The sequence below is a fragment of the Bradyrhizobium sp. RDI18 genome, from assembly GCF_043203335.1.
GTDB classification, from domain to species: Bacteria; Pseudomonadota; Alphaproteobacteria; order Rhizobiales; family Xanthobacteraceae; genus Bradyrhizobium; species Bradyrhizobium retamae.
Map to the genome: position 1 here is coordinate 1,147,129 of NZ_JBICRN010000008.1, position 19,409 is coordinate 1,166,537.

The 19,409-nt window shown below is 62.1% G+C and carries 16 protein-coding genes and 2 pseudogenes; 4 read left to right on the forward strand and 14 right to left on the reverse strand.

Annotated elements, in window-relative coordinates; translation table 11 throughout:
* The first annotated feature begins 24 nt into the window (after positions 1–24).
* Positions 25–486 (forward strand): GNAT family N-acetyltransferase, encoded by a 462-nt coding sequence (locus tag ACFXS9_RS14345; RefSeq protein WP_392689794.1) that lies wholly within the window; start codon positions 25–27, stop codon positions 484–486.
* Between the two features lie 101 nt (positions 487–587).
* Here the strand turns inward: ACFXS9_RS14345 and ACFXS9_RS14350 are convergent, their stop codons facing one another.
* Both ACFXS9_RS14350 and ilvD read right to left on the reverse strand, forming a co-directional pair.
* Entirely contained in the window at positions 588–1,439 is an 852-nt protein-coding gene (locus ACFXS9_RS14350) for a tetratricopeptide repeat protein (RefSeq protein WP_392689796.1), read from the reverse strand.
* A pseudogene (gene ilvD / locus ACFXS9_RS14355) lies at positions 1,426–3,147 on the reverse strand (dihydroxy-acid dehydratase). The gene ACFXS9_RS14350 and the pseudogene ilvD overlap by 14 nt, the downstream one beginning before the upstream one ends.
* An 86-nt stretch (positions 3,148–3,233) precedes the next feature.
* On the opposite strand from ilvD, the gene ACFXS9_RS14360 reads away from it, so the two are divergent.
* The 3 genes from ACFXS9_RS14360 to ACFXS9_RS14370 all read left to right on the forward strand — a co-directional run bounded on the left by ACFXS9_RS14360 (position 3,234) and on the right by ACFXS9_RS14370 (position 6,817).
* Positions 3,234–3,671, forward strand: coding sequence for a hypothetical protein (locus ACFXS9_RS14360; protein ID WP_392689798.1), 438 nt, complete (start codon positions 3,234–3,236; stop codon positions 3,669–3,671).
* Between the two features lie 333 nt (positions 3,672–4,004).
* On the forward strand, positions 4,005–4,961 hold the full coding sequence (locus tag ACFXS9_RS14365) for a calcium-binding protein (RefSeq protein WP_392689800.1): 957 nt from the start codon (positions 4,005–4,007) through the stop codon (positions 4,959–4,961).
* 566 nt (positions 4,962–5,527) lie between these two features.
* On the forward strand, positions 5,528–6,817 hold the full coding sequence (locus ACFXS9_RS14370; RefSeq protein WP_392699781.1) for a hemolysin family protein: 1,290 nt from the start codon (positions 5,528–5,530) through the stop codon (positions 6,815–6,817).
* Positions 6,818–7,009: 192 nt separating this feature from the next.
* Here the strand turns inward: ACFXS9_RS14370 and ACFXS9_RS14375 are convergent, their stop codons facing one another.
* The 12 genes and pseudogenes from ACFXS9_RS14375 to ACFXS9_RS14430 form a co-directional block, all read right to left on the reverse strand.
* Complete coding sequence (locus ACFXS9_RS14375) at positions 7,010–8,272, reverse strand: YeeE/YedE family protein (protein WP_392689802.1); 1,263 nt, start codon at positions 8,270–8,272, stop codon at positions 7,010–7,012.
* Positions 8,262–9,188: a sulfurtransferase gene (locus tag ACFXS9_RS14380; protein ID WP_392689804.1), complete on the reverse strand. Its 927-nt coding sequence runs from the start codon at positions 9,186–9,188 to the stop codon at positions 8,262–8,264. The genes ACFXS9_RS14375 and ACFXS9_RS14380 overlap by 11 nt, the downstream gene beginning before the upstream one ends.
* Before the next feature lie 384 nt (positions 9,189–9,572).
* Entirely contained in the window at positions 9,573–9,824 is a 252-nt protein-coding gene (locus tag ACFXS9_RS14385; protein ID WP_392689806.1) for a hypothetical protein, read from the reverse strand.
* A gap of 104 nt (positions 9,825–9,928) precedes the next feature.
* Positions 9,929–11,239 carry a hemolysin family protein gene (locus tag ACFXS9_RS14390; RefSeq protein WP_392699783.1) on the reverse strand — a complete coding sequence of 437 codons (1,311 nt, stop codon included), beginning with the start codon at positions 11,237–11,239 and terminating at the stop codon, positions 9,929–9,931.
* Between the two features lie 354 nt (positions 11,240–11,593).
* Positions 11,594–11,758 carry a hypothetical protein gene (locus ACFXS9_RS14395; protein ID WP_392689808.1) on the reverse strand — a complete coding sequence of 55 codons (165 nt, stop codon included), beginning with the start codon at positions 11,756–11,758 and terminating at the stop codon, positions 11,594–11,596.
* Positions 11,759–11,861: 103 nt separating this feature from the next.
* The gene (locus ACFXS9_RS14400; RefSeq protein ID WP_392689810.1) at positions 11,862–12,830 is read right to left on the reverse strand and encodes a tripartite tricarboxylate transporter substrate binding protein BugD; all 969 of its coding nucleotides are present in this window, start codon (positions 12,828–12,830) and stop codon (positions 11,862–11,864) included.
* Positions 12,831–12,863: 33 nt separating this feature from the next.
* Positions 12,864–14,105 carry a threonine synthase gene (locus ACFXS9_RS14405; RefSeq protein WP_392689812.1) on the reverse strand — a complete coding sequence of 414 codons (1,242 nt, stop codon included), beginning with the start codon at positions 14,103–14,105 and terminating at the stop codon, positions 12,864–12,866.
* 125 nt (positions 14,106–14,230) lie between these two features.
* Positions 14,231–15,649 (reverse strand): dihydrolipoyl dehydrogenase, encoded by a 1,419-nt coding sequence (lpdA, locus tag ACFXS9_RS14410; RefSeq protein WP_392689814.1) that lies wholly within the window; start codon positions 15,647–15,649, stop codon positions 14,231–14,233.
* A 76-nt stretch (positions 15,650–15,725) separates the two neighbouring features.
* Positions 15,726–16,271, reverse strand: coding sequence for a PH domain-containing protein (locus tag ACFXS9_RS14415; RefSeq protein WP_392689815.1), 546 nt, complete (start codon positions 16,269–16,271; stop codon positions 15,726–15,728).
* A gap of 68 nt (positions 16,272–16,339) precedes the next feature.
* A pseudogene (locus tag ACFXS9_RS14420) lies at positions 16,340–17,681 on the reverse strand (pyruvate dehydrogenase complex dihydrolipoamide acetyltransferase).
* Between the two features lie 2 nt (positions 17,682–17,683).
* Entirely contained in the window at positions 17,684–17,989 is a 306-nt protein-coding gene (locus tag ACFXS9_RS14425) for a DUF5076 domain-containing protein (protein ID WP_028345892.1), read from the reverse strand.
* A gap of 4 nt (positions 17,990–17,993) precedes the next feature.
* Positions 17,994–19,394 carry a pyruvate dehydrogenase complex E1 component subunit beta gene (locus ACFXS9_RS14430; protein WP_392689817.1) on the reverse strand — a complete coding sequence of 467 codons (1,401 nt, stop codon included), beginning with the start codon at positions 19,392–19,394 and terminating at the stop codon, positions 17,994–17,996.
* Positions 19,395–19,409: the final 15 nt, after the last annotated feature.

A 19,409-nucleotide genomic window follows, 5' to 3' on the forward strand; every position in this document is an offset into this window, starting at 1 on the left:
GCGCGCCGAAGGTGGAGATTCGGGATGCGCTGCCCGAGGACTACCGCCGCTGCCTGCCATGTTCTCAGGGAATCGATATCCCGCCTGTGCATCGCCGATCACGGCAATGATCCGGTGATGTTGAATGCCTGGCTCGCCAACAAGACACCGGAAATGGTGGCCGCATGGGCGGCTCAGGAAGCAAACTCGCTCCTGCTCGCGGTCGAGGGCGATGCCGTCCTGGCAGTGGGGTCCGTCACCGATGCAGGCGAGATCACGCTAAACTATGTCACCCCCGAGGCGAGGTTTCGCGGCGTCAGCCGCGCCTTGCTGAGGGCGCTGGAAGCCAGAGCGGTGGAGCGAGGCAACAGCCGTTGCACCTTGACCAGCACCGCGACGGCGCATCGCTTCTATCGCTCGGCAGGGTACATCGACGAGGGCGAGCCGACCAAATTCGGCATGGCTGGCGGCTATCGAATGTCGAAGGAGATTGTCGCAGAGTTGTAGGGTGGGCAAAGCACAGCGTGCCCACCATTGTCATCCACGATCTCGGAGAGATGGTGGGCACGGCGCAAACGCGCCTTTGCCCACCCTACAAAAATCGACCGTCAATCCCGCTTGCCCTGCACCCAGTGCTCGAGCATCTGCAAGGCCGTGGCGCGGTCGTCGTCGGAGGCCTTGGCGAACGCGCGGTTGTAGCTTTCGCGGATCCAGGTCTCATCGGGCGCGGCGTTGTCACGCGCCAGCGTCAGCCACATCAATCCGCGGGCGGCCTGCCGCGGCAGCCGGTCGCCGTTGAACAGCATCTGGCCGAGCATGGCCTGCGCCTGATGCTGGCCCTTCTGGGCAGCCAGACCAAGCCAGCGCGCCCCATAGCGGAAATCGTCCCGCGAGGCGTCCGGGGTCTTCAGATAAAGCCGCGCCAGATCGTATTGCGCGTCGGCATTGCCGAAATAGGACGCGGCATAGGAGAACATCTCCCGAGCGCGTTCGGTATCCGCCTTGACCTTGGAATTCGGGATGCCGTTGAGGTAGTAGCGCCCTAGCGCCACGAAGGCGTTAGCCACGATCGCGGCCTGCGGCGCCGACGGGCTATCCTCGGCATGCTGGTTGGCGATACGGCTGAAATATTCAAACGCGCGCAGGTCATCCTGCACCACGCCATCGCCGTCGGCATACATCCGGCCGAGCTTCCACTGCGCGACGGGATGGCCACCCTCGGCGGCGTATTGCAGCGAAGTCAGCGAAGGCGCGTTAACCGCAGTCGCCGTGGCGGTAGCCGCCGCGGTCCCAGCCTTCTTCAGCGCCTGCGCCGTGACGGCTTGCGCTGCCGCGGGCTGGTTCATTACGGGGAGCGCGGCGTCCGGCTTTACCGGTGCGCCATCAAATGCGAATCCGGGAGCAGCCACTGGTGCGGCCCCCAACATCAACGCAAGAATGATACGCCTAGATGTCCGCATAACACTGTTTCTCGTGCGCACCGCCAGGATGGGTCACAGCCCCATCCACCGCCGGCCCAACCTGTTGGGCATATTTCCACAGCGCACCCGACGTATGGTTAGTCTGTCGAGGCAGCCATTTGGTTTTACGTTCGGCGAGTTCGGCGTCGGTCAATTTTACGTTAAGAGTGCCGGCCTCGGCGTCGATCTCGATAATGTCACCATTTTGCAACAGGGCGATCGGACCGCCCACGGCCGCCTCCGGCCCGACATGGCCGATGCAGAAGCCACGGGTGGCGCCAGAGAACCGGCCGTCGGTGATCAGGGCGACCTTGCCGCCCATCCCCTGCCCGGTCAGCGCCGCCGTGGTCGAGAGCATCTCCCGCATGCCGGGACCACCGCGCGGCCCCTCGTAGCGGATCACGATGACCTCGCCTTCCTTGTAGGTTTTCTTCTGGACCGACTCGAAGGCGTCTTCCTCGCGATCGAAGCAACGGGCAGGACCAGCAAATTTCAACTTCGACATGCCCGCGACCTTCACGATCGCGCCCTCCGGCGCGAGATTACCCTTCAACCCGACAACGCCTCCCGTGACGGTGATCGGGTTGTCGGCGGACCGCACCACATCCTGGTGCGGATTCCATTTCACGCTCTTGAGATTTTCGGCGATCGTACGGCCCGTGACGGTAATGCAATCTCCGTGCAGGTGGCCATTGTCGAGCAGCGTCTTCATCAGAAGCGGAATGCCGCCAACCTCGAACATGTCTTTGGCAACATAACGGCCCCCTGGCTTCAAATCCGCGACATAAGGAGTCTTTTGAAGATTTCGGCGACGTCGAATAAGTCAAATTTTATCCCACACTCATGCGCGATCGCCGGCAGGTGCAGCGCAGCATTGGTCGACCCGCCGGAGGCGGCAACCACGGCGGCGGCGTTTTCCAGCGAGCGGCGGGTGACGATGTCGCGCGGGCGGATGTTGGCTGCGATCAACTCAAGAATCTGCTCGCCGGCGGCGGCGCAAACGCGTCGCGAATCTCATACGGCGCCGGCGCGCCGGCCGAATAGGGCAACGCCAGGCCGATCGCCTCTGACACGGTAGCCATGGTGTTGGCGGTGAATTGCGCGCCGCACGCCCCCGCCGAGGGGCAAGCCACCCGCTCGAGTTCGTCGAGATCGGCATCCGACATATCACCGACCGAGTGTCGGCCTACGGCCTCGAACATGTCCTGCACCGTGACCTGCTGGCCACGGAAATTACCCGGCAGAATCGAGCCGCCATAGATGAAGATCGAGGGCACGTTGAGCCGGACCATCGCCATCATCATGCCCGGCAGCGACTTGTCGCAGCCGGCGAGCCCGACGAGGGCGTCATAGGAGTGGCCGCGGACGGTCAATTCGACCGAGTCGGCGATGCATTCCCTGGATGGCAGGGACGAGCGCATGCCGTCATGGCCCATGGCGATGCCATCGGTCACGGTGATGGTGCAGAATTCGCGCGGGTGCCGCCGGCGGCCGCGACGCCCTTCTTGACCGCCTGCGCCTGGCGCATCAGCGAGATATTGCAGGGTGCGGCTTCATTCCAGCAGGACGCGACGCCAACGAAAGGCTGGTGGATCTGCTGGGTGGTCAGCCCCATCGCGTAGAGGTAGGACCGATGAGGGGCACGTTCCGGCCCCTCCGTCACGTGACGGCTCGGCAACCTCTTCTTGATGTCGGTCTTGGCGTCCATCCGCGGAACCTGTTCTCCCAGCCATCTCCCTGTCGGTCTCGGGAGCAATTTCTCGTCGCCTTCGCCTACGCTGTGGCCAATCAGCTATGAAGGAAATGGTTTCATGGAGGGGTGTGGCCAAAAAGCGGCGCGAGCAAGAGGCAGGCGCGCCGGTTAACCAAATGTTCCCCTCCTGTTGCAGCCACGCAACAAACGTGGCCCGGCGGCAACCATTATTCAAGGTCCGCGGGAACCCATCGAAGAACTCGTTCCGGGAGACCAAGCTTTCCACCGATCACAACCTGAGGGCGATCGACGAATGGAAGTCCGACGCGAGAATCGCCCGACGCATCCAGACCGACCATTGGCGAGTGCCGCAACGGCGAATCGGACAGCGCAATCCGAACGACATCCACGGCGCCCTATCTTCGATTGCCGCCATTGCGCACACCGAAAGTTACACCCGTGCCATGCCTGGCGTTCGAAAGGGATCGCGTCATTTTTGTGCGCCGGCACTTTTTGCGCCAGTTTTCGTCACGCAATGATGCGGCCCGCGACATGCGAACCGTCGGCGCTTGTGGTTCATATGCGAGAGAGAACAACGCGGTACGTAGCTTGTCGCAGACGTTTTGATCGCTGGCTGGAATTGAGGCGCGCGCCAAAGGATCGGCGCACGAACGCCTTTCGCGTCACCATATTGCCCCTGCGCAGCGCAAATCCGCCGCGCACACGTCCAGCCACGGGCCCGTTTTGCTGTTTCTTCTTCGGTGCGGGCGAGAGATCCTGCCTCACGTCCTTCCCGCGCGCATCACGCGAGGCTTTCCCAAAGTCCGTGGTCGTTTCTAGTCCGTGAGGCCTCTGAGTAAGAGGTTCGACTAATGGCACGCTTCAATCTGAACAGATTCTTCGACGACGGCCGTCTCGATGATTTTTTAGCCAGGTTTACGGGTGGCACCGCCGACCACGATCATCTGAACGGCACGACGGGCAACAACGTCTTGTACTCCGGTGCCAAGGCGGACTCGGTCGCCGGCATGGCCGGTAACGACACGCTCAACGCCGGCTCCGGCGACGACAAGGTGTGGGGTGGCTCCGGCAACGACAATCTCTCGGGCGGCACCGGCGCCGATCTCCTGGTCGGCGGCTTCGGCGCTGACCGCATGGATGGCGGCTCCGGCAACGACGTGCTGCTCAGCCGGTCGGACGCAGGCGAAATGGTCGCAGCCCAGGACGGCACGACCCAGATCTTCGCGGAGGAGACCGCCGCGTTCACGGCGGTCAACGACACCCTCACCGGCGGCAGGGGCGCCGACACCTTCCGCTTCGAAGGCATGGTGAACGCCAAGGACGAGATCGTCGCCAAGCATGTCAACGACGACGGCACCATCGACTGGGTTGGCGTCACCGGCGAGAACAACGCCACGCATGATCACTGGGTCGACGGCTTCGGCAATGACGTGATCCGCGACTTCAATCGCGCCCAGGGCGACAAGATCGAAATCTCGGCGCACACCGCCGAGGTGCAGTCGATCCAGCACAAGGACAGCAACGGCGACGGCAGGAACGACTATAGCGTGATCACCGTCATCAGCCAGCAAGGCAATGCTGGCGCGCATGACGAGGATCTGCTCGGCACCATCACCGTCTACGGCAACCTGGTGAAGCAGAGCGACATCACCGTTACCCAAACCGTGTATGGCGCCTACGAGAAGGTCGGCGAACTCGGCGGCGCGCACTTCGATATCGAAGACGATGGCGTGCTGGCCGGTGGCGGCACCGACGGCGGCCACCACAACGAAATGACGGCGATGGCCAACATGGCAACCTACGCGTAAGGCGAAGGAGCTCAGGTCTCAAGTACCTGCAAGGGCCGGCCTTCCGGCCCTTGCATCTCCAGCGTCCGGTGTCGATTCAATCGTCACCGGGCGCAAGGCTGCATCGGCATCTCAGCAAGTAGCCGCATGAGTGCAGCGATGAAAGACCCCCAAGGGGGGTCCGCCTTCAGCTTCCGAGCGCATCTGTAATCGCTGACGGTGTCTGACGCGATCCAACGTGCCAAGATCAGCGCTTCAGGTCAGCGCGACTTCCCGGTGGTCGTCCCTGAGAGATCCCCGGCGGGCGGTGGGGTTTGATCTCGAGCCGTCGATCCCGGTATTCCGCTTGGTCCGGGATTACTGGGAACATGCGCGATGTTCTCCCATGCAAGGGCAGCAATCATCAGAATGATTGCTGCAGCGATAACGACAAAAGTTCGGAAGCTGATCAAGCCGCGATCTTGACTGTCCCGCATGCCGGCCTCCGGGAACTGGTTCCATTTGCGTGTCGATGGCAGGACACTACATACGTGCTGCGGCGATCGTGTGGTACCAATGCGGCCGCCCGCGCCACAGAAGGTAAAATAGTGTTATATCTAGACCTCGGGATCGTCACGGTCCTGATTGTTCTCAATGGCCTACTCGCAATGTCGGAGTTGGCGATTGTGTCGTCGCGTCCGGCGCGGCTGGCCGGCCTCGTCGAGAAGCGTGTTAAGGGGGCTCGCCGCGCCCTTGCGCTGGCATCTGATCCCGGGAAATTCCTGTCGACGGTTCAGATCGGCATTACCCTGATTGGCGTGTTGTCCGGCGCTTTCTCAGGCGCGACGTTAGGGCTGCGTCTTGCATCTTGGCTGATCGAGGCCGGCCTGTCGCCCGGCGTCGCAGAGCCGGCCGGAGTCGGCGTTGTCGTGGCTTTCATCACCTATGCGTCACTGATTGTCGGCGAGCTCGTTCCGAAGCAGATTGCGCTTCGTGATCCGGAAGCCGTAGCCGTGAAGGTGGCACCTGCGATGGTGTTGCTTGCCAAGGTGTCGCATCCGCTGGTGTGGCTCCTTGATCGATCCGGCAAGATATTGCTGTGGCTGTTGGGTCATCGAGAGGAAGCGGGCGATAGAGTCAGTGAGGATGAAATTCGATCGCTTGTCGCCGAGGCTGAGAATGCCGGAGTATTAGAGCCGGGCGAAAAGGAATGGATCGCCGGGGTGATGCGGCTCGGCGATCTGGCCGTGGGTGCGGTAATGACCCCACGTCACGAAGTGGACTCTATCAACTTAGCAGATAGTAATGGCCAAATCGTCGCCGGCCTTTTGGACAGCGAGCACTCCCGTCTTGTTGTCTTTGATGGCGATAGCGAAGGTGCCGTAGGCGTCGTGAATGCCAAAAACTTGCTTGACGTCTACTTGACGGATAAGACGCCGAAGTTTCGAGATTTGGTGCGCGAAGCACCAATAATACCAGAAACCCTCGATGCGCGAGATGTAGTTACGATCTTGCGCGATGCGCCGGTGCACGTGGGGCTAGTGCACGACGAATATGGCGTTTTCCAAGGTGTCGTGACGAGTGCCGATATCCTTGAAGCGATTGTCGGCTCTTTTAGTACGAATGACGGGCCCGCCGAGCCTGCCGCCGTAAAGCGCGACGACGGCTCCTATTTGATCTCCGGTTGGATGTCCGCGATCGAAGCCGCACATTTGCTCGGAATTACGCTTCCTATATCGCGGCCTTATCAGACGTTTGCCGGTTTTCTGCTTCAGGAGTTCGGCAAAATCCCAAACGTGGGTGATAGTATCGAAGATGAGGGATGGCGATTTGAGATTGCCGATCTGGACGGCAGGCGCATAGACAAGGTGTTGGCAAGCCGACTTGAAGCCGCATGAATGTCGACCGGCGCAAGATGATTCCGCTGTGCTGGCCGAGGCATCGAGCGTACCGAAACACCGACTGACGCGGAAGCCATCTTTCCAAGCTGAAACGTCAAAACGCGTAAGGCAAACGCAGTCCAGCACTCAAACCACTTCCTGACAATTACTTGCAAGGGCCGGCCGCCGCCGGCCCTTGCACTCCGACTTTCAACCTAGCGCCCCGATGCGGCGCCCCACGAGCAGTGTGGCGGCGATGCCTGTGAACACCGCCACCGCGAAGACCCAGCCTGAGAGCGCTCCGGCCATGATGCCGGAAAGCAACGTGCCGATCGTGCAGCCAAGGCCCGTCATGGCGCCCCAGCCAAGCAGAATGCCGCCGATCATGCCGCGGCTGGCCTGACCGGCGGTCGGCCGCTCCGGTTTGAATTGGCCGGATACGAATGCGGCGGCAAAGGAAGCGACAACGAGCGCTGCGATGAACGCGCCGTTGTTGGAAACGAGACCGTCGCGAATGACGGTGACACAGCCCCGCAGCGTATCAAGTCCCTCAAGCCTGCCGGGCGAGAGACCTGTCACCAAGGCGATCTGACGCGCGCGGCCGCCAATCTCTGCGGTGACGCCCAGCGGCGCGACGCGCAGATACGCCACCATGCCGATGACGCCAACGATCGCTCCGCCGATCCAGGCTGGCCAGCGATGGATCAGTATCTTACGCCAGGGCGTATCGTCTACTGGCTGAGAGCGTTGCTGGCCGCCGCGCGACAGCCAGAGCGCGACGAGAGCGAGCATGATCAGGCTCGCCACCAGCGTGCCGGCATAGCCGACCCAGTGCGGCAGCCACACCATGGGCGCGCCAACGATCTGGGTCAGGTAGAGCGTATTCCAGCTCATGAATCCGAGAATGAAGCCAATCACCGTGCCGATCAGCGCGAAAGGCGCGGTCGGCGATCCCTCGCCGAGGCGATAGAGATGCGCGCTGACACAGGAGCCTGATATCGCCATACCTGCACCGAATGCGAGGCCGGCAACCGGCAGGACGAGGCTCACCGGGCCTATGAAGGCGTCCGGCGGCAGCCGGCCGCTGGACGGATCGGGCAGCCACGCCCCGAACACGATGGCATAGCCGACGATGCCGACCGCGAGCGCCACGAGGATTCCGAACAGGCCGCGCGGATCGCCACTGTCGAACCAGTCGCGAAAATTGCAGAAGAAGCAGAAGCGCGAGCGTTGCAGGACAATGCCGAAGGCTGCGCCCAAGAGAAGCGAGAGCGAAAGACCTGGCTGGCGGTTCAGGTGGAGCACGTAAGCCAGCGCCGCCAGCGCCACCAGAAGCGCAGCCGAGACCAGCAAGCGCACGAGTGAGGGCACAAATGCGAACGACGCCGGGGAGCCCGGCGCCGTTGCGGTCTGCGGCGCATCGATGCGATGCGCGTAAGCCTTGTCCTGCGATGTCAGCGCTTCACTTGCCACCCCAGACGGTCCCTGCCACGTTGACGACGGGCAAGCCAACCGTGTTTCCGTATTCGGTCCACGAGCCGTCATAGTTGCGCACATCATAGCCCAGAATCTGCGAGAGCACGAACCAGGTGTGGCTGGAGCGTTCGCCAATGCGGCAGTAGACGATGATCGGCTTCGAATCATCGATGCCCGCTGCTGCATAAAGCTTCTTCAATTCGTCAGCCGACTTGATCGTGCCATCCTCGTTCACGGCGCGGACCCAGGGAACGTTGATCGCACCCGGGACGTGGCCGGCGCGCACCGCCAGCTCCTGCGAACCCGGAGGAGCGAACACCTTGCCGGAATATTCGTCCGGCGAGCGGATGTCGACGATGGTCGCATTGGTCTTCTTCGACACCGCGTCGTTCACGTCGGACAGCCGCGCGCGCAGCTTGCTGTTGGGCTCGCCGATGGAAACCTGGCTCGGCGCTACCGAGGCCACACGGCTGTCGAAGGGACGCTTGTCAGCCTCCCATTTCTTCCGGCCGCCATCGAGCAGCTTTACGTTATCGAAGCCATAGCTTTTGAAAATCCATGCGCCCCAGGCGGCAAACCAGTTGTTGTTATCGCCGTAGAGGACGACGGTCGTATCCTTGTCGATGCCGAGCTTGCGGACGAGGTCCTGAAATTTCTCCTTCGTGGCGATGTCGCGACGGACCGTGTCAACCAGATCCGTGTGCCAGACAACGTTCTGCGCATTGGGGATATGGCCGCGTTCGAACAGGCCCGGTTCAACGCTCACCTCGACGACACGCACCTTGGGATCGCTAAGGCTCTTCTCCAGCCATTCACCGTTGACGAGTGGGCCTTTCGGCGTTTGTGCAAGCGTCGGGCCTGCAAGGCCGATGACGGTGAGTGTCACCGCAGTGAATAGTGATGCTAGTTTCATGGGAGGCTCCTGATAATGGAGTTAAAGCGTTCCGTGCAAATGGATCGTCAGTATGATCGCGGCCAGACTATCCTGACGGCGAAAAGCGCCACTGCAGCGGAGGCCAGTCAATAGCTGCATTCCGGGCAGACAATGAAATTCCATGCATCTCCAACAGACGGAAAGAATTGAGGCACCACCTGCGTCAAAACGCAAATGACTATCTCGGCTGTGGCAACAAGTCGCGCTGGAGCGGCTGCCCAGCGTTCAGTGACGACAGAACAAGCGGCAAAGGCCATGCAGCCTCACCGGGGGAGCGGCGGATGAAGTTAGACGGCCGCCGGTTACACGCCCCACATACGTAAGCCATCGTGACACATCATGAGCAAGCGCGCAGCGGTCGGGCTATTCCACCTTCACATTGGCTGCCTTGATCATCGGCCACCATTTTGCGATCTCGGCCTTTTGCCAGGCGCCGAGCGCTTCGGGTGCGAGCTTGTCCTTTGGCGGCATTTGCAAGCCGAGATTTTCGAGCTGCTTGCGCACCGCCGGATCGCCCAACGCCTCGACCGTCGCCGCATTCAGCTTTCCGATCACGTCCTTCGGCATGTCCTTGGGCACCCAGAGTGCCGGACCACAGCGTGGGAAGCCCGGCAACCCGCCTCGTCAACGGTCGGAATATCGGCAGCCGATTCCATGCGCTTGTTGTCGGTGATGGCGCAGGCACGGATGTTACCTACAATTGCCTAGTCTAGGGTGGATCAGAATCTCGATGCAAGAATCTTGCTAATCCGCGGACCGTCCATATCAACGATCCGGAATCGCCATCCCTCCCAAGCGAACTGGTCGTCAACGGCGGGTATTCTGCCGAGTAGAGCAATCGCAAATCCTGCAAGCGTGTGAAAGTCGCCTTCCGGCTTGCGACCGATCTTGAGGCGAATCAGAACTTCGTCCGCTGCCACTTTGCCATCTAAGAGGAACGTGCCGTCCTGTTGCTCAACCACCGCAGGGTCCTCACCGACATCTGGCAGATCGCCCGCAATTGCCTCAAGGAGGTCGGTCCGCGTCACGATGCCCTGAAGCGTTCCATATTCGTCGACGATCACGCCGACCCGAGCGGGCTGCGCCTTGAACCTCTCGATAGCGTGAAGCACGGGAGTCGATTCGGGGAGAACCAAAGGCTGCTGAATTGCGGCGAAGGGATCGAGTGGTTCGCCATCGAGAGCCTGATCAAGCAGATCTTGCTTGCGTATGACGCCGACGATCTCATCAAGGCTACCACGGCTCACGATGACGTGCTCGTGGCAGCACTCTCGCACGGCACGCAGGACTTCGTCCCGGCTGTCGTTAGCATCAGTCCAGTCGATATCCGTCCGCGGGGTCATGATGTCGCTCACCTCGCGACTGGTGATGTTGATGATCCGCTCGACGACATTGCGCTGCGCGCGCGCGAGCAAGCCCGCTTCCTCGGTTTCGGCTACCAGGAGCTTTATTTCCTCAGGGGAGTGGATGGTTTCCTGTTCGCTCGCCGGTCTCAACCCGGCCAAGCGGAGAACGCTGTTGCCCAGCCCGTTCAAGCACACGATGGCCGGCTTGAACAGGAATCCGAACAGCACGAGCGGTCGCACGATCAGGAGCGCGGTTATCTCTGTCCGCTGCAGCGCGAGGCTCTTGGGTGCAAGTTCGCCAAGCACGATGTGAAGCATCGTAAGAATGACGAATGCAATCGCGATGGCAATCGCGTGAGCGCCAAACGTCGAGCCTGATCCAAGAGGCCCAACCAATAGTGGCTCGATCAGGTGCGCCAGGGCCGGCTCGCCGATCCAGCCCAGCGCCAGCGAGGAAATCGTGATGCCAAGCTGGCACGCCGCAAGATTGTAGTCGAGCCGGGTAATGGCCCGTTGCAGCGCCCGAGCATTCATGCGGCCGCCGGCGACCAACTGGCCTACCCGGCTTCGGCGTATCGCAACGAGGGAAAATTCGGACGCAACGAAGAAGCCATTAGCAACGACGAGTACGATGATCGAGAGGATTCCAAGTATGTTGACCAAACTGCCATCGTCCGTGGGCATAGTCACCTCCCGTGGGCGTCGACCGTTCCCGTCCGTTCGACGCTGATCCATTCTGTGTGATGTGCCGCCCCCCGCAAGACTCGTGCATGCATTGATGCAACGAGGCAGGTTTTGCTGCTCGTCGATCTCAGGGAATGTGTACTTGGAGGTTTGTCGCTCATGACCGACACCGACTAAATGGCGCGCGACCGCGACTAATGATTCTGGCATTTGGTCAGTCGCGACGAAGGGAGCAACGGGCCGTAGTCCCAGCCGGTAGCCCGTTCGAAATAGAGCATCCGATCAATGGACGGCCTGGCCGCTGCAGTCCGAAGAGATCGGACAAATCAGCGCATTTACCAACCCATCTTCACGCTATTTCTTTCCGGGCGCGACCGGCGCGAGGTCAGAATCGCTAGTCACTTCTTTAACCCCGCCCAATTCGCCGCCGGAAAGAAAGAATACTGCGGCAGCCACCGCGATGATTCCGCCGAGAATGAGTCCGATTGTGCCCTTGGATCGGTTGTCATTGTCAGCCATTGTGCGCTCCGTGTACGTATAGGAACGTTAACGTCCGCGCTATCCGTAGGGTTCCCCGCCCCAGTGCTTGAAGATCCGTCCGCGCGCATCCGGAGGGAGCTAGCTAATCCACCTTCACGTTGGCGGCCTTGATCATCGGCCACCATTTTGCGATCTCGGCCTTTTGCCAGGCGCCGAGTGCATCGGGCGTGAGCTTGTCCTTCGGCGGCATTTGCAGGCCGAGGTTTTCAAGCTGCTTGCGCACCGCCGGATCGTTCAACGCCTCCACCGTCGCCGCATTCAGCTTGGCGATGATGTCCTTCGGCGTATCCTTGGGCACCCAGAGGCCGGACCACAGCGTCATGTGGAAGCCGGGCAGCCCCGCCTCGTCCACGGTCGGGATGTCGGAGGCGGATTCCACGCGCTTGCTGTCGGTGATGGCATAGGCGCGGATGTTGCCGGCACGCACCTGCCCGATCGAATTGGACGTCTGGTCGACGATCATGTCGATCTGGCCGGCGACGAGATCGTTCATCGCGGGGCCGGTGCCGCGATACGGCACATATTGCAGCTTGATGCCGGTAACGTTCTCGAAATAGACCCCGGCGATATGGCTGCCGGAGCCGGCGCCGGCCGTGCCCGCGGTCGCCGGCGTCGGCTGCGCCTTCAGCCACGCCACAAATTCCTTCAGCGAGGTTGCGGGCACCGCCTTCTTGCTGACGATGATCATCGGATTGCTCGGCAGCAGCGCGACCGGTTCGAGGTCGGTTGTGAGGTCGTAGCCGAGCTTGTAGATCGCGCCATTGGCGACGTGGGTACCGAGGTGGCCGAAGCTGATCGTGTAACCGTCAGGCGGCGAACGCACCGCGCGGCCGACGCCGACCGAACCGGCCGCTCCCGTCACGTTCTCGACCAGCACCTGCTCGCCGAGCGTGACCTTCATGCGCTCGGCCAGAATGCGCGCCATCGCATCCGACGGACCGCCGGCGGAGAACGGTACGATGATGGTGACGGGACGCGAGGGAAAGTTTTGCGCTGCCGCAACACCACCGAACGCCAACACTGCAATCGCGGCCAGAACGATCTTTCGCATCTCATGCTCCCATCGCATTCCGCCGCATGACGGTCAGAGCTTGGCGTAGTCGATCGGCTGGTGGCGATCGAGCGTGCGCGTGACCGGCGGCAGCGGATATTTAAGCCCTGTCGCGCAATTGAACAGCATGACGCGATCGTTTTTGGTCACGCGGCCGTCGGCAAGGCTTTGCTGATAGGCAGCATACGTCGCCGCCCCTTCCGGACACAACAGCAGGCCCTCCTCGCGCGCCACTTCGTTGAGCGCAGCAGAAATCTTCTCGTCCGGGACCGCGATCGCAAATCCCTTGCTCTCGCGAACCGCGCGCAGGATCAGAAAATCTCCGACCGCTTGCGGCACGCGGATGCCTGACGCGATGGTATGGGCATCTTCCCAGCGGGGGGCGTGCTCGGTGCCGTTCTCGAAGGCGCGCACCATCGGCGCGCAGCCGGACGCCTGTACCGCGACCATCCGCGGCCGCTTCGCGCCGATGAAGCCGATGGCTTCCAGTTCGGCAAACGCCTTCCACATCCCGATCAGGCCGGTGCCGCCGCCGGTCGGGTAGAAGATCACGTCGGGCATCTCCCAGCCGAGCTGTTCGGCGAGCTCAAGGCCCATCGTCTTCTTGCCTTCGATCCGGTAAGGCTCCTTCAGCGTCGAGGTGTCGAACCAGCCCGCTTTTGCCTTCCCCTCGCCGACGATCTTGCCGCAATCGTCGATCAGGCCGTTGACGCGATAGACGGTGGCGCCCTGCAGCCCGATCTCGCTGACGTTCACCTCCGGCGTGTCGGCGGGGCAGAAGATCGTCGTCTTGATGCCGCAGGACGTCGCGTAGGCCGCGAGCGCCGCGCCCGCATTGCCGTTGGTCGGCATCGCCATGTGCTTGATACCGAGCGCCTTGCCCATCGACACCGCCATGACAAGGCCGCGGGCCTTGAACGAGCCGGTCGGCAAGCGGCCCTCGTCCTTCACGATGATCTCGCCGCCGCCGAGTTTTTTCGCAAGCTTCGGCAGCCGGATCAGCGGCGTCGTCACTTCGCCGAGGCTGACGATGTCCGTGACCTTACGCACCGGCAGCAGCTCGCGATAGCGCCACATGTCAGCCGGACGCTGCGCGAGGGCTTCCTTGGTCAGCGCCTTCTTCACGCCAGCGAGGTCGTAGCGCACCAGTAGCGGCTTGCCGGCCTTGGAGAGGTTGTGGATCTGGTCGGCCTCGTACCGATCGCCTTCCATCGCGCATTCGAGATGGGTCACAAACGTCGGGCGTTCGATGGTCAGATTGTCGTTGTCTTTCACAACTGTTCTTTCTGGTTTGCTTGTCATTGCCGGGGTTAGACCCGGCAATCCATCTTCTTCGCAAGACTCTTGTGAAGCGCGATGGATGCGCGGGTCAAGCCCGCGCATGACGGTTAGGGACTAGGCTAGATATTCAGCACGCGGCCGTAGGCATCCAACACGGCCTCCTTCATCATCTCGGACAGCGTCGGATGCGGGAATACGGTGTGCATCAACTCCTCCTCCGTAGTCTCCAGGTTCATGGCGACCACGTAACCCTGGATCAACTCGGTCACCTCCGCGCCGATCATGTGAGCGCCGAGCAATTGCCCCGTCTTCTTGTCGAAGATCACCTTGACGAGGCCCTGGTCCTCGCCGAGCGCGATTGCCTTGCCGTTGCCGACGAACGGGAAACGGCCGACGCGGATTTCGCGGCCGCCCTCTTTCGCCTTCGCCTCGGTCAGCCCCACGGAAGCAATCTGCGGGTGGCAATAGGTGCAGCCGGGAATGAGGTTCTTGTCCGTGGCGTGCGGATGCAGGCCCTTGATGGCCTCGATACAGACCACGCCTTCGTGCTCGGCCTTGTGGGCGAGCATCGGGGGACCTGCGACGTCGCCAATGGCATAGATGCCGGGGACATTGGTCTTGCCGTAGCCGTCGATCACGACGACGCCGCGGTCTGTCTTGACGCCGAGCTTTTCGAGGCCGAGACCTTCGACATTGCCGACCACGCCGACCGCCGAGATCACCCGCTCGAACTCAACCGTCTGCGGCTTCTTACCGTCGTCGATGGTGGCAACCACGCTGTCGGCCTTCTTCTCGAGCTTCGTGACTTTGGTGTTTGAGAGAATCTTGATGCCCTGCTTCTCGAACCGCTTGCGCGCGAGACCGGCGATCTCGGCGTCCTCGACCGGGAGGATCTGCGGCAGCACCTCGACCACAGTGACGTCGGCACCCATGGTGTGGAAGAACGAGGCGAACTCAATGCCAATCGCGCCCGAGCCAACCACCAGCAGCGATTTCGGCATCCGCTCCGGGACCATCGCCTCGAAATAGGTCCAGACCAGTTTCTTGTCGGGCTCAAGCCCCGGCAGCACGCGCGGCCGGGCGCCGGTCGCGAGAATGATATGCTTGGCCTGATAGGCGCCCTCACCCAGCGCACCCTTCGGCGCCTCGACGGCGGATTTTTTCACTGTGACCTTGCCCGGCGCATCGATCGACGCCTCGCCCCAGATCACCGTCACCTTGTTCTTCTTCATCAGGAAGCCGACGCCGTCATTCAGCCGCTTCGAAACGCCGCGCGAGCGTTGCACCACCGCCTTCGGATCGAACGATATTTTTTCCGCGGAGAGGCCGTAATCCTTGGCGTGCTGCATGTAATGGAAGATTTCGGCTGATCGCAGAAGCGCCTTGGTCGGGATGCAGCCCCAGTTCAGGCAGATGCCGCCGAGATAAGATTTCTCGATGATCGCAGTCTTGAAGCCGAGCTGGGCTGCGCGGATCGCGGTGACGTAGCCACCGGGGCCGGAGCCGATGATGATGACGTCGAAGGATGTGTCGGCCATGTTGGTCGGTCTCTGCCTGGATCGTTAGAATACATCGTTTGGTGGGAGGTCTGGCGCAGGGCGTCTCGGCTTTGTTCTAATCGCTCTTCGCGTCAACCAGCTTCCGGATTGTCTCAAAGGCTTGGTCGGGATCGGAGATATCGCGCACAATGACGCCGCTCGCCGAAACATTACCGAAACCCAGCGCCATGAACGGATCTGAATTTCGTGTCGACCCGGTCGCAAGGGTTGCGAGGTAAATTGACCCAAGATCGTAGCTGCGCTGAAGGATGCCCTTGCGCAAGGTGGTCTCCTTTACGTCGCGAAACTTGATCACCTTCTTGTTGATGGTGAGAAAACCTTCATCGAATTCGAGCCGGTCGGAATAGAAGCGGTATTCAGTCCGACTGTAATTCAGCTTCTTGCCGATATAGGCAACGACCGGAATAGCAAAGAATGCAACCGCGCCTATGGCGTAGGACGCATCCCTCGTATTCGAAAAAATGCCGATCGCCGCGCCCATGCCAGCGAAGAAGACGCCGCACCACACCGTGAAAAAAAGCTGCAACGGAAGCTGGGTCAACAGCGTAATCCAGCCGATGAACACCGGCTTGACCGACAGTTTGACTTCGCCTGGCGACATCGGCTTTCCCTTGGTCCTGAAGTCGGCGGATTTCGCCCGATGCAAAAAGATTGGTGTCTGCAGCTCCCTCACACCATCATCATGACGGGGTTTTCGATCAACTGCTTGAAGGCGCCGATCAGCTCGGCGCCGAGCGCGCCGTCGATCGCCCGGTGATCGCAGGAGAGCGTCACGCTCATCATCTGCGCGATCTCGATCTTGCCGGCGCGCACCACGGGACGCTCCTCGCTGGTGCCGACCGCAAGGATCGTCGCGTGCGGCGGATTGATCACGGCGGTGAAGTGGTTGATGCCGTACATGCCGAGGTTGGATACCGCCGTGGTGCCGCCCTGGTATTCTTCCGGCTTCAGCTTGCGCGCCCGCGCGCGCGCGGCAAAGTCTTTCATTTCGGACGAAATCGTGGAGAGTGTCTTGGTCTCGGCTTTCCGGATGATCGGCGTGATCAGGCCGCCGGGCATCGCCACGGCCACGCCGATGTCGGAATGCTTGTGCTTGAGCATGCCGCCTTCGGTCCAGCTCACGTTGCAGTTCGGAATCTTTTTGCAGAGCGATCGCCATCGCCTTGATGACGAAGTCGTTGACCGAGAGCTTGTAGAGCGGCTTCTTTTCTTTGTCCTTGGGGGCTGCGGCGTTGATCTCCTCACGCGCGACCAGGAGCTTGCCGATGTCGCAGTCCATCGTCAGATAGAAATGGGGCACGGTCTGCACCGAAGCGGTGAGCCGTTGCGCAATGGTACGGCGCATGCCGTCATGCGGCACGATCTCGTAAGTGCCTTCCTCGAACAGCGCCAAAATCTGCTTGTCGGGCATCGACGGCGCGATGCTCGGACCCGCCGCAGGTGCGGCGGCCGGGGCTTTCAGGCCCTTGCCGGATTTCGCATCCTCGACGTCGCGGGCGACGACGCGGCCATGCGGGCCCGAGCCGTTGATGCGCGAAAGATCAATGCCCGCATCCTTGGCCAGACGGCGCGCGAGCGGCGACGAGAAGATGCGGCCTTGGCCGTTGCCCTTGGCAGGCGCCGCCGCCTGAGGGGCAGGCGCGGGAGTGGGAGCAGGTGTCGGTGCCGGAGCAGCCGCGGCAGCAGGCTTCGGCGCTTCTTTGGGCGCCTCCTTGGGCGCTTCGGCAGCCTTCGGCGCGGGCGTGGCGCCTGCCGCCTTCACGTCCTCGCCGTCGCCGGCCAACACTGCGATCACGTCGTTGACGGGGACGTCCTGCGTACCCTCCGGCACCAGAATCTTGGCAATCGTGCCCTCGTCGACCGCCTCGACTTCCATCGTCGCCTTGTCGGTCTCGATCTCGGCGATCACGTCGCCGGACTTGACCTTGTCGCCCTCTTTCTTGAGCCACTTGGCAAGGTTGCCCTTTTCCATCGTGGGCGACAGCGCGGGCATCAAAATGTTGATCGGCATCGTCAGTGACCCTGTTGCGACCGGGGCGTGGTGGAGCCCATGTCGGTCGGCCGGTTGATTTCGGCTTCGAACATCTCGACGATGCGCGCAAGCGCCTCGTCCTCGGTGTAGCCGCTCTCGCGCGCATAGGCGCGGGCGGCGTGGCGGGCGATATCGACCAGCAAGAGGCCCCACATGTCAGGCTCCTCGAAGGCGCGCTGGAACGCGATCGAGAGCCCACCATCCACGACGAAGGCGCGCAGGACTTCAACGGCGTCCTCGCGGCCGATCACGTCGGGCGGCAGCGGTTGTTCGTTAGGACCGGCCATGGGCTTACCGATAAGAAACGGCTTTGGCGGCCGCGACCACTTCGGCCACGGAAGGCAATGCGAGCTTTTCGAGGTTCGCGGCATAAGGCATCGGCACATCCTTGCCGGATACGCGCGCGACCGGCGCATCGAGATAGTCGAAGGCGTGCTCCATGATGCGGGCGGCAATCTCGGCGCCGACGCCGGACTGCTGCCAGCCCTCTTCCACCGTCACCGCGCGGCCGGTCTTCTTTACCGAGTTGATGATCGTCTCGGTGTCCATCGGGCGCAGCGTGCGCAGGTCGATCACCTCGGCCTCGATGCCTTCCTTCGCGAGTTCGTCGGCGGCCTTCAGCGCGTAGGTCATGCCATTCGACCACGAAATCAGCGTTACGTCCTTGCCCGAGCGAACGATACGCGCCTTGCCGATCGGGATCATGTAGTCGTCGAGTTTTGGCACCTCGCCAGTGTGGCCGTACAAGACTTCGTTTTCGAGGAAGATGACGGGGTTGGGATCGCGGATCGCGGCCTTGAGCAGCCCCTTGTAGTCGGCCGCCGAGAACGGCGCGATCACCTTCAGCCCGGGAATTTGCGAGTACCAGGCCGAGTAGTCCTGGCTGTGCTGGGCGGCGACGCGGGCGGCGGCGCCGTTCGGGCCGCGGAATACGATCGAGCAGCCCATCTGGCCGCCCGACATGTACAGCGTCTTGGCCGCGGAGTTAATGATCTGGTCGATCGCCTGCATGGCGAAGTTGAACGTCATGAATTCGACGACCGGCTTCAGCCCCGACATCGCAGCGCCGACGCCGACGCCGGCAAAACCATGCTCGGTAATCGGGGTATCGATCACGCGCCGCGCGCCGAATTCCTGCAAGAGCCCCTGGGTCACCTTGTAGGCGCCCTGATACTCCGCGACCTCTTCGCCCATGATGAACACGTCGGGGTCGCGCCGCATCTCTTCCGCCATCGCATCTCGCAGCGCCTCGCGAATGGTCTGCGTGATCATCTCGGTGCCGGCGGGGACTTCCGGATCGGGCTCGGCGACCGCGGCCGGCGGCGCGGCAGGTGCCTTCTCGGCCTTGGGCTGCGGCGCTTCCGCTTTGGCTTCGGCGGGGGGCGCGGATTCCGCGGCCTTGGCCGCTGGCGCCGGCGCGCTGGCCTTGCCGAGATCGGCGGCGCTCTCGCCGTCGGCCAGAATGGTCGCGATCGGCGTGTTGACGGCGACGTCGGCGGTGCCTTCCGGGATCAATATCTTGCCGAGCGTGCCCTCATCGGTCGCCTCGACTTCCATCGTCGCCTTGTCGGTCTCGATCTCGGCGATGACATCGCCCGACTTGATCGTCTCGCCTTCCTTCTTCAGCCACTTCGCAAGGTTGCCCTTCTCCATGGTGGGCGACAGCGCAGGCATCAGCACTTGAATGGGCATATCGGCTCCCGAAAA